This is a genomic window from Faecousia sp. (genome assembly GCF_048519415.1).
In the GTDB taxonomy this organism is placed as follows: Bacteria; Bacillota; Clostridia; order Oscillospirales; family Oscillospiraceae; genus JAZOXB01.
Genome location: NZ_DBFZUT010000088.1, coordinates 1 through 14,588 on the forward strand (window position 1 = coordinate 1; position 14,588 = coordinate 14,588).

Annotated in this window: 12 protein-coding genes, 1 tRNA gene and 1 pseudogene; 7 read left to right on the plus strand and 7 right to left on the minus strand. The window is 60.6% G+C overall.

Translation table 11 applies throughout. The features are described from left to right. The 3 genes from ACMKFF_RS09225 to ACMKFF_RS09235 all read left to right on the plus strand — a co-directional run. On the plus strand, nucleotides 1-422 hold a 422-nt coding region (locus tag ACMKFF_RS09225; protein WP_419496748.1), incomplete at its 5' end, for a hypothetical protein. 143 nt (nucleotides 423-565) lie between these two features. Further along, the gene (locus ACMKFF_RS09230) at nucleotides 566-898 is read left to right on the plus strand and encodes a polymorphic toxin-type HINT domain-containing protein (RefSeq protein ID WP_419496756.1); all 333 of its coding nucleotides are present in this window, start codon (nucleotides 566-568) and stop codon (nucleotides 896-898) included. Between the two features lie 16 nt (nucleotides 899-914). Next, nucleotides 915-1,292, plus strand: coding sequence for a DUF4304 domain-containing protein (locus ACMKFF_RS09235; RefSeq protein WP_349136562.1), 378 nt, complete (start codon nucleotides 915-917; stop codon nucleotides 1,290-1,292). Between the two features lie 386 nt (nucleotides 1,293-1,678). On the opposite strand, the gene ACMKFF_RS09240 is transcribed toward ACMKFF_RS09235, so the two are convergent. Continuing rightward, nucleotides 1,679-1,755 (minus strand) — tRNA-Pro (locus ACMKFF_RS09240). An 86-nt stretch (nucleotides 1,756-1,841) separates the two neighbouring features. Further along, nucleotides 1,842-6,101 carry an acyl-CoA dehydratase activase-related protein gene (locus tag ACMKFF_RS09245; RefSeq protein ID WP_419496749.1) on the minus strand — a complete coding sequence of 1,420 codons (4,260 nt, stop codon included), beginning with the start codon at nucleotides 6,099-6,101 and terminating at the stop codon, nucleotides 1,842-1,844. A gap of 179 nt (nucleotides 6,102-6,280) precedes the next feature. On the opposite strand from ACMKFF_RS09245, the gene ACMKFF_RS09250 reads away from it, so the two are divergent. Continuing rightward, nucleotides 6,281-7,084: a zinc dependent phospholipase C family protein gene (locus tag ACMKFF_RS09250; protein ID WP_419496750.1), complete on the plus strand. Its 804-nt coding sequence runs from the start codon at nucleotides 6,281-6,283 to the stop codon at nucleotides 7,082-7,084. Here the strand turns inward: ACMKFF_RS09250 and ACMKFF_RS09255 are convergent. Further along, nucleotides 7,081-7,176: pseudogene (locus ACMKFF_RS09255) on the minus strand (cupin domain-containing protein); the annotation flags it as partial. The gene ACMKFF_RS09250 and the pseudogene ACMKFF_RS09255 overlap by 4 nt on opposite strands. Before the next feature lie 115 nt (nucleotides 7,177-7,291). Here ACMKFF_RS09255 and ACMKFF_RS09260 point away from each other — a divergent pair. Together ACMKFF_RS09260 and ACMKFF_RS09265 are read left to right on the plus strand one after the other, a co-directional pair. Beyond that, entirely contained in the window at nucleotides 7,292-7,954 is a 663-nt protein-coding gene (locus ACMKFF_RS09260) for a Crp/Fnr family transcriptional regulator (RefSeq protein WP_367928043.1), read from the plus strand. 202 nt (nucleotides 7,955-8,156) lie between these two features. Further along, nucleotides 8,157-8,717, plus strand: a complete 561-nt coding sequence (locus ACMKFF_RS09265) for a flavin reductase family protein (RefSeq protein ID WP_418468698.1) — start codon at nucleotides 8,157-8,159, stop codon at nucleotides 8,715-8,717. Between the two features lie 70 nt (nucleotides 8,718-8,787). On the opposite strand, the gene ACMKFF_RS09270 is transcribed toward ACMKFF_RS09265, so the two are convergent. Beyond that, a complete protein-coding gene (locus tag ACMKFF_RS09270) occupies nucleotides 8,788-10,671 on the minus strand; it encodes a heavy metal translocating P-type ATPase (RefSeq protein ID WP_419496751.1) in 1,884 nt (627 codons plus the stop codon). 102 nt (nucleotides 10,672-10,773) lie between these two features. Continuing rightward, on the minus strand, nucleotides 10,774-10,992 hold the full coding sequence (locus ACMKFF_RS09275) for a cation transporter (RefSeq protein WP_419496752.1): 219 nt from the start codon (nucleotides 10,990-10,992) through the stop codon (nucleotides 10,774-10,776). Nucleotides 10,993-11,182: 190 nt separating this feature from the next. On the opposite strand from ACMKFF_RS09275, the gene ACMKFF_RS09280 reads away from it, so the two are divergent. Further along, the gene (locus ACMKFF_RS09280) at nucleotides 11,183-11,941 is read left to right on the plus strand and encodes a metalloregulator ArsR/SmtB family transcription factor (protein WP_419496753.1); all 759 of its coding nucleotides are present in this window, start codon (nucleotides 11,183-11,185) and stop codon (nucleotides 11,939-11,941) included. 255 nt (nucleotides 11,942-12,196) lie between these two features. Here the strand turns inward: ACMKFF_RS09280 and ACMKFF_RS09285 are convergent, their stop codons facing one another. Beyond that, entirely contained in the window at nucleotides 12,197-12,511 is a 315-nt protein-coding gene (locus tag ACMKFF_RS09285) for an MGMT family protein (RefSeq protein ID WP_419496754.1), read from the minus strand. A gap of 2 nt (nucleotides 12,512-12,513) precedes the next feature. Then, a partial coding sequence (ppk1, locus tag ACMKFF_RS09290) for a polyphosphate kinase 1 (protein ID WP_419496755.1) occupies nucleotides 12,514-14,588 on the minus strand: 2,075 nt, incomplete at its 5' end.

A 14,588-nucleotide genomic window follows, 5' to 3' on the forward strand; every position in this document is an offset into this window, starting at 1 on the left:
AGCAAAGGAAATTCTACTTTGAAAAATGGCCTGTTATAAATAATCTGAATGGGTATTTGTATCAATTTTTCGCTGCGTCAGGCGACTTTTCTGATTATCAATGCTGCGATGATATGTTCGAATTTTTGTATTCCAGGGAACACCCTGCGCAAAGCTTTTATCCGGGCTGGCTTGGAGAAGAGAACAGCGCGGAGGATTGCTGCACGATCAAGGTAAAACCGGAATACAGGGAGGACTTTGCAGCATTTCTGCTATGGCTGCTGCAAAGCTCCCCCATCAAGCAGATATTATTCCTATGCGTCGGCGAAATGTGGCCCGCACCTAGGACGCCGATCATCGGAACACTGCCATTTAGGTCATTTTCTGAGCAAATAGCATCCGTCGGGGTACTATCTGATGTATGCTATTATATTTGCTTATAATGCGTAGAGAGAATCTCCTCTTTGAAATTGCTGCGTATCAACCGGGGCTGCCGTCCTGTGCGGCAGCCTCGCATCGACCAATCCATCTGAGGGGATAAAGCTGTAGCTTTGAACAGGTCTAGCACGAGCTGCTCGAAAGCCCCATCAAGGTCTATAACTTCCAGGTTGCGGATTATCATACCTATTATGTATCCGATAATGGGGTGCTGGTGCATAACAAATGTGGAGGCGAAACAGCGGCTGCAAGGCGAGGCCGTCAAATGCACAAAGAGTGGGATTATGGCTCTGGCGTTATAAAAGAGAAGGTCATCGGAAAAGGTGCACGTGTTGATGGGATAGACTATGTAAATCGTATTGTATATGAACTGAAGCCTAATAATCCTCGCGCTGTTCGTCGAGGGTTGGCCCAGTTGGATAGGTATTTAAATATTCTCGGAGCAGAAGATTGGGCTGGTGTGCTTGTCCTTTACGATTAACGATGAGGTGTTAATTATGACAAAGAATGAATTTATAGAGGCAATACGGAGTCCGCTTAAGAAAGAGGGATTTCGAAAGGTTGGCCAATACTGGTATAAAAGAAATAATGATATAATTTACTGTATTAACGTGCAAGGATCACAGTGGGATAGAAATGACTACTACTTCGAAATTGGTGTTGCGGAGCACAAAGAAAACTGTACTACCCCGACACTTTTACACTGGCTTTCTTGTCACCGCTGTGAAGGCAATTCAGGGGAGAGAAATGTATTACCAAGTGAAGCTTTGAAATGCGTTTCTAATACTTTTCGAGACATTAATTGTTTGGCTGAGCTTGAAAAATTCCTACAAGATCATCATGCAACGAAAGTCGCAAATCAGTATTGGTTTTGAGCCGTTGAAACCTATATCAACGAGACGACAGAGCTGACGCACATTTTCGTGGGCAGCGAGGAAATTGTCTATAGTTTGGTATTCAAACTTTTTAATTCCCCAGCCCTTGGGCTTCGCACAATTAGAGTGTCCACTTTATGGGGTACATTTTAGCGAAAAAGGCAATGATTTAACGAATACCCTAAAAATTCAACGAATACCCATAAATTTAACGCTTGCTTTGGCCAAAGTCACCACAAAAACCGTAAAACGCACAAAACCCCGCCGCAGAATTGCTCTGCGGCGGGGTTCACTTATGCGCTGAAACAGCCGAAATGCCTGATTTCAAACGGTTTTTGGGCATAGAAAAAGTCCACCATAATTCTATCAAAATTACGGTGGACTTATGGTCCGAGTGACTGGATTCGAACCAGCGGCCTCTTGAACCCCATTCAAGCGCGATACCAAACTTCGCTACACCCGGATTTCATTTTGCCTAGATATCATAGCACATCCGGACGAAATTTGCAAGCACTATTTTGGCTTTTTTCGGATTTTTCGCGGGGACGGTCAGACGACGGCAGCGGGCTGCGGGTCGGCGGGCCGGGCATTCAGATTTTTGCGCGCGGTGGAGAGCATGAGCTTGATGCGATTGAGCTGGTTGACCTCGGAAGCGCCGGGGTCATAGTCCACGGCGACGATATTGGCCTCGGGATAGGCGCGGCGCAGGGACTTGATGACACCCTTGCCGACGACGTGATTCGGTAGGCAGGCGAAGGGCTGGATGCAGACGATGTTCGGCACGCCGCTGCGGATGAGCTCGACCATTTCGCCGGTGAGGAACCAACCCTCGCCGTACTGGTTGCCAAGGGAGAGGAAGGGCTTTGCCAGCTCGGCGACGTCCGCGATCTCCATAGGCGGTTCAAAGCGGCGGCTGGCCTGGAGCGCGTCGAGCACCGGGCGGCGCAGATAACGAATGGCCTTGACGCCGAGCTGGCCGACAAGCGCACCGCCCAGACTCCCGCCGAGGAACTCGTGCTTGTAGCCGCCGTTGTAGACGCAGTAATTCATGAAGTCCATGAGGTCCGGCACGACGGCCTCCGCCCCCTCGCGCTCGAGCAGGTCGACGAGGTGGTTGTTGGCAAGCGGCATATACTTGACGAGGATCTCGCCAACGACGCCGATGCGCGGCTTGCGGAGCGTCTCATCCAGCGGGAGCGCATCGAAATCCTCGACGATCTCGCGGCAGAGGCGGCGGTAGTCCCGCCCGGCGTGACTGCCGGTGAGCGAGGCGACGCAGCGGTCGCGCCATTTGGCGTGCAGGGCGTTCGCGCTGCCGGGGACTTTTTCATACGGCCGCACGCGGTACAGGCAGCGCATGAGCAGGTCGCCGTAGACGAGCGAGCGGAACGCATCCATCAGCAGGCCGGGAGAGGCGCGGAAGCCCGGATTCTTTTCCATGCCGTTGGCATTGATGGAGATGACGGGGATATGGCCGAGCCCGGCCTTTTCCAGCGCGCGGCGAATGAAGCCGACATAGTTGCTGGCGCGGCAGCAGCCGCCGGTCTGCGTCATGGCGACGGCGAGATGATCTGTGTCGTATTTTCCGGACAGAATGGCGCTCATGATCTGGCCGACGACCGTGATGGAGGGGAAGCAGGCGTCGTTATTGACGTATTTCAGGCCCGTGTCGATGGCGCTGCGGTTGTCGTTGCCGAGAATTTCGATGTGATAGCCGTATTTGCGGAACGTCGGGCCGAGCAGATCGAAGTGGATGGGGGACATCTGCGGCGCGAGGATGGTCCAGTGCTCGCGGCGCATCTGCTCCGTGAAGACGGCACGCTCATAGCGGACGGGACCTGCCGTGGGGAGGATGCCCTGCCGGGCGCGCAGGTCCATGGCGGCGATGAGGCTGCGGATGCGGATGCGCGCCGCGCCGAGATTCGAGACCTCGTCGATCTTCAGAACGGTGTAGAGACGGTTGCTTTTCTCCAGAATTTCTGCGACCTGGTCGGCCGTGACGGCGTCGAGCCCGCAGCCGAAGGAGTTGAGCTGGACGAGCTCGAGCTCCGGCCGGGTGCGGACGAACTCCGCCGCCGTATAGAGGCGGGAGTGATAGACCCACTGGTCGTTTGCGCGCAGCGGCCGGGCAGGCGTGAAGTCGATGGGAAGAGAATCCTCGGTCAGCACGGCCAGATCGTAGGAGGCGATGAGCTCCGGGATGCCGTGATTGATCTCCGGATCGACGTGGTACGGGCGGCCCGCCAGCACGATGCCGCGGCCGTGATTCTGCTCGATCCACGCGAGCGCCGCCGCGCCCTGCGCGCGGATGTCGGCCTTTGCGTGCTGCTGCTCGAGCCATGCGGCATGGACGGCGGCACGGGTCTCCGAGGCGGAAATGCCCCACGTCTCTTTGCAGAAGTCAGCCAGGCGCTTCGCGGCGGTCTTCTCGTCCGTAAAGGCGAGGAAGGGGCGCAGATAGGTCACACCGTCCTCGCCGATGGCGTCGACGTTATTTTTAAGATTTTCGGGGTAGGAGACGACGATGGGACAGTTGAAGTGGTTCTGTGCGCCGGGCGTCTCCTGATGCTCATAGAACACGCACGGGTGGAAGATGGTCCTGACACCGTGGTCGATGAGCCACTGTACATGGCCGTGGGCCAGCTTCGCGGGATAGCACTCCGACTCTGAGGGGATGGACTCCATGCCCAGCTCATAGATCTTGCGCGTGGAGCGCGGCGAGAGCAGGACGGAAAAGCCGAGCTGGCGGAAGAATGTTGCCCAGAACGGGTAATTCTCATAGAGATTCAGCACGCGCGGGATGCCGATGCGGCCGCGCGGCGCGTCCTTCTCCGGCAGCGGGGGATAGTCGAACATGCGCTTGAGCTTATAGGCCATGACATTCGGCGCACGGTTCTCCTTCGGCGTGCCGCCGAGGCCCTTTTCGCAGCGGTTGCCGGTGACGTGGCGCTGGCCGTTCGAGAATTCATTGATGGTCAGCATGCAGCGGTTGCCGCAGCCGGAGCAGCGCGTGGCCTGCGTCGTATATTGCAGCTTCAGAATGTCCGCGATGGGGAGCATGGCCGATCGCTGCCCCGTCCAGCGGTCGCGGGCGATCAGGGCCGCGCCGAACGCGCCCATGATGCCTGCGATATCCGGGCAGGTGGCCTCGACGCCCGCGATGCGCTCAAAGGCGCGCAGCACGGCCTGATTGTAGAACGTGCCGCCCTGCACGACGATATGGCGGCCCATGTCGCGGGCATCGGCAAGCTTAATGACCTTATACAGCGCGTTTTTGATGACGGAGTAGGCGAGGCCAGCGGAGATATCCTGCACGGTCGCGCCCTCCTTCTGCGCCTGCTTGACGTTGGAGTTCATGAACACGGTGCAGCGCGTGCCAAGATCGATGGGATGGGCGGCGAACAGCGCCTCCTGCGCGAAAACCGCGGCGGTGTAGCCGAGGGAATTGGCGAAATTTTCGATAAACGAGCCGCAGCCGGACGAGCAGGCCTCGTTGAGCAGAATGGAATCCACGGAGTGATTGCGAATGCGGATGCACTTCATATCCTGCCCGCCGATGTCCAGAATGCAGTCGACGTCCGGGTCGAAGAAGGCAGCGGCCTCATAGTGCGCGATGGTCTCGACCTCACCGTCATCGAGCAGGAAGGCGGACTTCAGCAGCGTCTCGCCGTAGCCGGTCGAGCAGGAGCGCGCGATCTCCGCGCCCGGCGGGAGCTGTTCACCGAGCAGGCGCATGGCGTGCATGGCCGTCTGCACTGGTGAGCCCTGATTGTTGGCGTAAAACGACCACAGCAGCGCGCCGTCCTCGTCGATGAGGGCGAGCTTCGTTGTGGTGGAGCCTGCGTCGATGCCGAGGAAGCAGCGGCAGGGATGCAGCGCTGCCTTATGGATCTGTGCGCGGTTGTGACGCGCGCGGAAGGCATCGTACTCTGCGCGGTCCGCAAACAGCGGCGGCAGACGCTTGAGCTCGAAGGCCATCTGCACGCCGGAGCGCAGTTTTGCGGCAAGCGCTGCGGCATCTGCCGGCTCGGCATCGTCCGCCTCGAGGGCAGCGCCCATGGCAGCAAACAGATGGGAGTTGTCGGGATCGACGATATTCTCCGGCGTCAGGTGCAGCGTGCGGATGAAGGCCTTTTTGAGCTCCGGCAGGAAGTGAAGCGGGCCGCCGAGGAAGGCGACGCAGCCGCGGATGGGCTTGCCGCAGGCAAGGCCGGAGATGGTCTGGTTGACGACGGCCTGAAAAATGGAGGCAGCCAGATCGGGCAGCGTTGCGCCCTCGTTGATGAGCGGCTGGATGTCCGACTTGGCGAACACGCCGCAGCGCGCGGCGATGGGGTAGAGCTCATGATAGTCGGCAGCGGCGCGGTTCAGCCCCTCGGCGTCCGTTTGCAGGAGCGCGGCCATCTGGTCGATGAACGAGCCGGTGCCGCCTGCGCAGACGCCATTCATGCGCTCCTCCAGCCCACCGCGGAAGTAGATGATCTTCGCATCCTCACCGCCCAGCTCAATGGCGACGTCCGTCTGCGGGGCAATGGCCTGCAGGCTGGAGGCCACGGCGACGACCTCCTGCACAAAGCCGATGTTCAGGGCCTTGCCGAGGTTGATGGCGCCGGAGCCGGTGATCTTCAGGCGCAGGTCGCAGGGACCGAGCTTTGCACAGGCGTCCTCCAGCAGCTCGGCAAGTGTTTTCTGCGTGTGCGCACAGTGGCGGCGGTAATCGCCATAGCACAGGACGCCGCGTTCGTCCAGAATAACGAGCTTTGCGGTGGTTGAGCCGATGTCGATGCCCGCCCGATAGCAGTGTTTCATAACGGGTACCCTCACATGTGTTTTTCTAAACAATAAGTATATCATAAAGCGGCGTGAAAATCAAATGTCGGAACTGTGAAGGATTTGAAAACAAATGACCGTCCTGCACGAAAAACGCTTTTCAAAACTGCCGGAATGTGGTATGCTATGCACAGATTCCAGATCATGAGGTGGGCTTCATGCCATCAACTTATGCGCACCGCTGCTTCGGCAGGCGGGTGCTTGCGGCACTGCCGCAGGAAATGCAGCAGCTGCTCCGGCCGGAGCAGGCGCTGTTTTCCATCGGGCTGCACGGCCCCGATATTCTGTTTTTTGATCATCCGCTGCTCGGGCACGTCAGCCGCCTCGGCCACCGGATGCACAAACAAAGCGGCGCGGCCTTCTTCCGCCCCACAGGGGAGAAGCTGGCCGCACTGGAGTTTCCGGCGCCGGAAACGGCGTATCTCTATGGTTTTTTGTGCCACTTTGCGCTGGACCGCGCCTGCCACGGCTACATTGCCGAGCAGATCGCGCGCAGCGGCGTGGCCCACACGGAGATCGAGGTCGAATTTGACCGCAGCCTGCTGGTGCAGGCCGGGTTGGACCCGATTCGCACGAGCCTGACGGGCCACCTGCATGCCTCGGCGCGCAGCGCGGCCGTGATGGCGGAGCTGCTGCCGGATGAGCTGACGCCCCGGCAGACAGAGCGGGCGATCCGGACGTTCCTGCGGGGCAACGCACTGTTTCTTGCGCCGGGGCACTGCAAGCGCACGGTGCTGTATACCGGCATGCGCCTTGCCGGCGCGTACCACGGCCTGCACGGCATGATCGTGAACTACGAGCCGAACCCGAAGTGCACCGAGAGCAATCTGGTCCTGCAGCGCCTGTTTGACGAGGCCGTGCCGCAGGCGGTCACGCTCATCACGGAGTATCTGCCCTGCATTCGCGGGGAGCTGCCGTGGAGCGGCCTCTACGACTATACGTTCGGCGGAGTGCTCACCTAGTTCCGCGGGAACACAACGGTCAGCAGCATCTTGAAGTCCTCGGCGGCATAAACCGCGTGCGGCTTCCCGGCGGGCATGACGATGCTTTCGCCTCAGAATAGCTAGGATGATCCTCCTTCCGGCTGCGCTGCTGCGCGGCTCAGCTGCCAAATAGCTTGCCCCAGATCAAAGAGAAAGTATGTTGGGATACCAACGGAGGAAGAAAGAATGAACGATGCGGCTCTGCTGGCCTCGCCGCTGTTTCGCGGGGCTACATCGGAGGAGATCGCGGCCATGCTGCCCTGCCTCGGTGCGTCGCCCCGGCGCTTTGCACGCGGGGAACGCATCCTGCGGGCGGGGGAGCCCACGCGATATATGGGACTGGTGCTCACCGGGAGCGTTCTGGTCGAGCACACGGACCTGCAGGGAGCGGTCACGCTGCTCGGGCGCGCGGAGCCTGGGGAGCTGTTTGCGGAGGCCTATGCCTGTGCATCGGATGAGCCGCTGCTTGTCGACGTCGTGGCCAGCGAGGCCTGCGAGGTGCTCTTCCTCGACGCAAGGCGCATCCTGACGCAGTGCACGAGCACCTGCGAGCACCACAGCCGCATCATCCGTAATCTCGTCGGGACGCTGGCGCATAAAAATCTGGCGCTTTCCCGGCGCAGCCTGCACACCGGCCCGCGCACCATTCGTGCGCGGCTGCTGTCCTACCTCGGCGAGCAGGCGCGGCGGGCGGGGAGCCGCAGCTTTACGATCCCGTTCGACCGCCAGCAGCTTGCCGATTATCTGAATGTGGAACGCAGCGCGCTGTCCAATGAGCTGTCCAAAATGCAGCGGGACGGCCTGCTGACCTGCCGCCGGAGCAGCTTCTGCCTGCTTTGCGAATTTTGATATTTTATTATAGGGCAACACCGCACAATTGCAGTTTCGGCCTTCGCCGGCTATTTTTCGCCGATCCATCGGTTCGAAAAGTTTGAAATACACAAAGTATTCCTGCACTTTTCAAACCTAGCCTCGACAAAAAATCCCTCGCCGAATGCTCTCACTGAATTATGCGGTGCTGCCATAGTTCAATAGAAGGAGTGTTTTGTTTATGAGAAAGAATTTTGGCGCACATGCAAGCATTTATCCGCAGCCGGTGTTCATTCTGGCTGCCTATGGCGAGGATGGCACGCCCTGCGCCATGAACGCCGCCTGGGGCGGCATCAGCGACGATAAGGAGCTTTCGTTCTGCGTCAGCCCGTCGCACCGCACGGTGAAGGACCTGCTGGCCCGCGGCGCGTTCACCGTCAGCATGGGCACGGCGGAGCAGGTCGTCGCCTGCGACTATGTCGGGCTGGTGTCCGGCAACCAGGTGCCGGACAAGTTCGCCCGCGCCGGCTTCCATGCCACGAAGTCCGAATTCGTCGACGCGCCCTGCATCGATGAGCTGCCCATCGCCGTTTCCTGCCGCGTTGTGAGCTATGACCCGGAGAGCTGCCGCCTCGTCGGCGAGATCGTGAACGTCAGCGTGGACGAGGCCTATCTCACGCCGGAGGGCAAGGTCGACGTGGACAAGGTCGCGCCCATCACCTATGATTCGTTCAACAAGACCTATGTCCGCCTCGGCGCGGTCGTCGGCCGCGCGTTTCACGACGGCGCTGCCTTAAAATAACCGGTAAAAAGCATCCGGACCTGCTGCAAAAAAAGCAGCAGGCCCGGATTTTTTTCGGGATCATTCCAACTCAGAGATTGTGGACGCGCAGGGCGCGGATGGCGTTGAGCACGGCGAGGATCATCACGCCGACGTCGGCGAAGATGGCGGCCCACATGTTCGTGATACCGGCGGCCGTCAGGGCAAGGCAGGCAAATTTCACGATGAGGGAGAACACGATGTTCTGCCGCACGATGCCGATGCACTTGCGCGAGATGCGGATGGCCTTGGCGATCTTCAGGGGATCGTCGTCCATCAGCACAACGTCCGCGGCTTCGATGGCGGCGTCGCTGCCCATGGCACCCATGGCGATGCCGATGTCCGCGCGGGTCAGGACGGGCGCGTCGTTGATGCCGTCGCCGACAAAGGCGAGATTGTCCTTCGGGGCCTTTTCTGCCAGCAGCTTTTCGACCTCGGCGACCTTGTCGCCCGGCAGAAGCTCGCTGCGGACCTCGTCGACGCCCAGCTCGCCCGCAACCTGCTCGGCTACGCGGCGCGCGTCGCCCGTGAGCATGACGGTCTTGTAGACACCGGACTTCTTGAGGCGGGCAATGGCCTCGGCGGAGTGCGGCTTGATGATATCGGAGATGACGATGTGCCCGGCGTAGACGCCGTCGATGGCCATGTGGATGATTGTGCCGACGCAGTGGCAGTCGTGGTATTCGATGCCGAGCTTCTGCATGAGCTTGGCGTTGCCTGCGGCGACGCTGTGGCCGTCAACGGTCGCCGTGATGCCGTGGCCGCTGATCTCTTCGATACCTGTAACGCGGCTGCGGTCAATGGCCTTGCCGTAGGCCTTCTGCAGGCTCTTGCTGATCGGATGGGACGAGGCGCACTCGGCCAGCGCGGCGTATTCCAGCACCTTATCGGCGTCCAGCTCGTTGTGGTGGACGGCCGTGACCTCAAACACGCCCTGCGTCAGGGTGCCGGTCTTGTCAAACACGACGACCTTCGTTGCGGCAAGGGCCTCCAGATAGTTTGAGCCCTTGATGAGGATGCCCTCCTTGCTTGCGCCGCCGATGCCGGCGAAGAAGCTCAGGGGAATGCTGATGACAAGGGCGCACGGGCAGCTCACGACGAGGAAGGTCAGCGCGCGGTAGACCCAGTCGACCCACTGGGCGCTTGCGCCGAAGGCCATGCGCAGCAGCGGAACGGCAACGCCCAGCAGCACTGCGCCGATGCACACGGCGGGCGTGTAGATGCGGGCAAAGCGGGAGATGAACGCCTCGGAGCGGGACTTGCGGGAGCTGGCGTTCTCCACAAGGTCAAGAATTTTCGAGACCGTGGATTCGCCGAAGGCCTTTGTGGTACGAATTTTCAGAACGCCGCTCATGTTGATGCAGCCGCTGATGATCTCGTCGCCCTCGGCAACATCGCGGGGGAGGCTCTCGCCCGTCAGGGCGCTGGTGTTCAGGGTGGAATTGCCGCTGACGACGACGCCGTCCAGCGGGACCTTTTCGCCGGGCTGCACGACGATGATGCTGCCGACGGTGACCTCATCCGGGTCGACCTGCTCGAGCTTGCCGTCCTTTTCGATGTTGGCATAATCGGGGCGGATGTCCATCAGCGCGCTGATGTTGCGGCGGCTCTTGCCGACGGCGTAGCTCTGGAACAGCTCGCCGATCTGGTAGAACAGCATAACGGAGATGCCCTCGACGTAGTCGCCGCTCTTCGTCCAGACGGCGAGGAAGAACGCGCCGAGCGTGGCGATAGCCATCAGGAAGCACTCGTCAAATGCGCGGCCGTGGATGATGCCGATGCCTGCCTTGCGGAGGATATCGTAGCCGATGACGAGGTAGGCGGCCACATAGGCCAGGAGCTGCCAGATACCGGTCAGGGGGATGAATGCAAGCGCGATGAGCATGACTGCCGTGATCGCGATGCGGATAAGCATTTTTTTCTGCTTTTTGTTCATGCTCGGTTTACCTCTCTTTCTGATTTTTGATTCGAAATAACAGGACTCAGAGGCCCTGGCCAAATAAAAGGCGGCGTATCTTGCGATGCGCCGCCGGGAGGGTCAAAGCTCGATCTCGCAGTCCGGCTCGACCTTCTTGCAGGCCTTGAGAACGCGCTTCATGACGTCCTTGGGATCGGCGCCCTCGGCGAACTCCACGATCATCTTCTGGGTCATGAAATTCACGGTCGCGTCGGCGACGCCATCGGTCTTCTTTGTGGCCTGCTCCATCAGGTTCGCGCAGTTTGCGCAGTCAACTTCGATCGGATACGTTTTCTTCATGATAAACCTCCTGAAAATTTTCCTTGCGCGCCAGCGGCGCTCCGGAAGGAATGAGTATTGGAACGATTCAATGCTTGCTTAATCGTTGTGACTGTAGTATACTGGATGCGAACTCAAAATGCAAGCGGTTTGGCCGGCTTGTTTCGGAACGGGCGAACAGAATGTCCAAAACGGAGAACGGAGAGAGACTATGGCAGAATTTCAGCTTCCCCACGACCACGGAACGTCGTCTCAGGCGGCAAGCCTGCATCAGGAGGTCATGCAGGTGGCGCATTTTGCGGCTGCTGCCGAGGTATTCAAGCAGCTCAGCGACCCGACGCGCGTGCGCATTTTCTGGCTGCTCAGCCATCAGGAGGCATGCGTCATCAATCTGGCCGCCATGCTGGAGATGTCCAGCCCGGCCGTGTCGCACCATCTGCGCTCCCTGACGGAGAGCGGCCTGCTCGTCAGCCGCCGCGACGGCAAGGAGGTCTACTACCGCGCGGCAGACACGGAGGAGAGCCGTCTGCTGCACGAGATCGTTGAGCGCGTCATGGAGATCGCCTGCCCGGAGAAGGCCGTGGACTTTCAGGCCTCGCAGGAGGAGATCATCCGCCGCGTGCACACCTATCTCACGGAGCATCTTTCCGAGCGCATCACGATCGAGGCGCTGTCGCGCGAGTTTCTGATGAATACAACGACGCTGAAAAGCGCCTTCAAGCGCGTTTACGGCTCGTCCATCGCGCAGCATATGAAGCAGCACCGCATGGAGGCGGCCGCCGCACGCCTGACGCAGACGCAGGACGACATCGCGGCCATTGCCAAGGCCGTCGGCTATGAGAGCCAGAGCCGCTTTACCGAGGCATTCCGCGAGGTCTACGGCGAGGTGCCGACGGAGTATCGCAAGCGCCGCTGCCGCACGGCGGAAAACGGCGCGGCCTGCTGCAGCTGCGGCAAATGCGGAAAATAAGACGAAGGGCAGGGCCAAGCGACCCTGCCTGCTATTTCAGAAAGGTTTCCTCAGTTGTCATTGCGAGGAGGCGCAGCCGACGTGGAAATCTCGCAGTACCCGGCTGGATCACAGGAAAGCCCCGGCGAAAATGCAGCCGGCTGCGTGAGATTGCCACGGGCGCAAGCGCCCTCGCAATGACACGTCAGGGGAGTGCCGTGGCGCACCAGCGCCCTTACGCGGTTGAATTGCTCCTATCTGAACTGCAAGCCCATATCAGCCCTCTTCCGCAGGCTGCCAGCGGCAGCGGTCGATGGCGACGCGGCCGTCCTGTGTGAACGGGACGCCCTCGGCCTCCAGCATGGCGCGGCGCAGCGGGGCATATTCCCCGCCTGCGATCGTGCCGTCCTCTCGGATGACACGCTGCCACGGCAGTTCGTCCGGGCAGCGGCGCATGGCCCAGCCGACCTGCCGCGCGGCCAGCGGCGCGCCGAGCATACGGGCCAGCTGGCCGTAGGAGGCGACAAAGCCGGGCGGGATCTGCGCGACGAGCGCATAGACGGAGGCAAAAAACGACGGTGCTTCCGCCATGGTCAGCGGCCCTTCCGGTGGAAGAGCTTTTCCCAGAGAGAGCGCTTTTCCTGCGGGGCGGCGGCGCTCTGCTGCTGCGCAGCTTCGACGGCACGCTTCATGAGCAGGACCTGCGCGCAGACCGGCTCGTAGGCAGGCGGCTTTTTCGTATACGTTCCGTCCGGCAGCAGGACGCGTGCCTTGACGGTGTCCGCCAGCATGGCATCCAGAATTTCGTGGAGCCTGCGGCGAATCTCCGGGCTGCGGATGGGGCAGGCGATCTCCACGCGGCGGACGGTATTGCGCGTCATCATGTCGGCAGACGAGATATAGACGTGCTCCTGCTCGCCGCGGCCGAAGCAGAAGATGCGGGAATGCTCCAAAAAGCGGCCAACGATGCTCGTGACGGTGATGTTGTCCGTATAGCCCGGTACGCCGGGGGCGAGGCAGCAGATGCCGCGGATGATGAGCTCGACGCGGACGCCCGCCTGCGAGGCGCGCGACAGGGCGTGGATGACGTCGATATCCGTCAGAGAATTGAACTTCATCAGAATGTAGCCGTTTGGGCCGAGCGCTGTCTGTTCCTCGATGCGTGCGAGGATCGGCTTCTTCAGCTGGTGCGGCGCAACGAGCAGCGTGCCGTAGCTGCCCTCGAGATTGCCGAGCGCCATATTGCTGAAGAAGGCCGCGGCGTCCGCTCCGATATTCTGGTCTGCCGTAACGAGCGAGACATCCGTATACTGCTTTGCGGTCTTCTCGTTATAATTGCCTGTGCCGATCTGCGTGACATGGCGCAGTGCGCCGCGCTCCCGCAGAGTGATGAGGCAGATCTTGGAATGAACCTTGTAGTCCTCAAAGCCATAGAGCACCTTGCAGCCCGCTTCCTCCAGCCGCTCGGACCAGTCGATGTTATTCTGCTCGTCAAAGCGGGCGCGCAGCTCGATGAGGACGGTTACGTCCTTGCCGTTTTCGGCGGCGGCGCAGAGATAGTCCACGAGCTTGGCCTTGCGGGCCAGCCGATAGATCGTGATGCGGATGGACAGAACGTCCGGCGCATTGGCCGCCTCGCGCACCATCTGCAGGAACGGCTCCATGGATTCATAGGGATAGGACAGGAACAGGTCACGCTTCAGCGCGGCGCGCAGCAGGCTCTGGCCCGGCAGCAGCATGGCGGGCTGCTGCGGCGTGAAGGGCGGGTCGGACAGGGCGGCGCGGCGGGCCTCCGGCAGATGCTCGCCGAGAGAGAAGGCGTAGTCCATGCGCAGCGGCGCCTCGCAGGAGACGAAGATCTGTTCGCCGGAGATATCGAAGCGCTTGCGGAACAGCTCGGCAAAGTGCCCGCTGATGGGCGCGGAAAGCTCCACGCGCACGACGCACAGCCGCCTGCGCTCCCGCAGCAGCTTTTCCATCTTGGCGCGCAGGTCGATCTCGCGGCCGTCCGGCGCGAACGGCTCGTCGTCCGGGTTGATGTCCGCATTGCGCGTGACGCAGAACACGACCTTTTCGAGCGTGCTGTACATCTCAAACACGCTGTCTGCGTAAAACAGCAGGACCTCCTCGAGCGGAACGTAGCGGCAAATGCCATTCTGCTCCGGCAGGAACAGCAGCTCCGGCACGGAGGGCGGCATGGGGATAAGACCCCAGAATTCCGATTTTTTCCGCGACAGCCGCACGCCGACGTGCAGCGTCTTGCTGGCAAGATGGGGGAAGGGATGATGTGCGTCGACGATCTGCGGCGAGAGCAGCGGCTGAATGGCCGTGCGGAAGAGCTGGCGGATATAGTGGTGCTCGTCCTGCGTCAGCTCGCTCATGCGCAGGCGCTGCAGGCCCTCTGCGCCAAGCTCCCGCTCCACGCGGCGGAAGACACGGTCGCGCCGCTCATACAGCGGGGCCGTCGCCGCATAGATCCGCTCGAGCTGCTCCTTTGCCGTCAGGCCGGACTTGTTGTCCACGCCGTGGCCGCCCAGCGCGGCGACGTCGCCGAGGCTGCCGACGCGGATCATATAGAATTCATCGAGATTGCTCGTGAAAATGGAGAGAAATTTCACGCGCTCCAGCAGGGGAACGGTCTCGTCCTCCGCCTCCTCAAGCACGCGGG

Excerpts from the sequence above, each read along its gene's own strand:
- ACMKFF_RS09250 (WP_419496750.1), top strand. The coding sequence starts at position 6,281 with ATGCCATCAACTTATGCGCACCGCTGCTTCGGCAGGCGGGTGCTTGCG.
- ACMKFF_RS09260 (WP_367928043.1), top strand. The coding sequence starts at position 7,292 with ATGAACGATGCGGCTCTGCTGGCCTCGCCGCTGTTTCGCGGGGCTACA.
- ACMKFF_RS09235 (WP_349136562.1), top strand. The coding sequence starts at position 915 with ATGACAAAGAATGAATTTATAGAGGCAATACGGAGTCCGCTTAAGAAA.
- ACMKFF_RS09275 (WP_419496752.1), bottom strand. The coding sequence starts at position 10,992 with ATGAAGAAAACGTATCCGATCGAAGTTGACTGCGCAAACTGCGCGAAC.
- ACMKFF_RS09270 (WP_419496751.1), bottom strand. The coding sequence starts at position 10,671 with ATGAACAAAAAGCAGAAAAAAATGCTTATCCGCATCGCGATCACGGCA.
- ACMKFF_RS09265 (WP_418468698.1), top strand. The coding sequence starts at position 8,157 with ATGAGAAAGAATTTTGGCGCACATGCAAGCATTTATCCGCAGCCGGTG.
- ACMKFF_RS09285 (WP_419496754.1), bottom strand. The coding sequence starts at position 12,511 with ATGGCGGAAGCACCGTCGTTTTTTGCCTCCGTCTATGCGCTCGTCGCG.
- ACMKFF_RS09280 (WP_419496753.1), top strand. The coding sequence starts at position 11,183 with ATGGCAGAATTTCAGCTTCCCCACGACCACGGAACGTCGTCTCAGGCG.
- ACMKFF_RS09245 (WP_419496749.1), bottom strand. The coding sequence starts at position 6,101 with ATGAAACACTGCTATCGGGCGGGCATCGACATCGGCTCAACCACCGCA.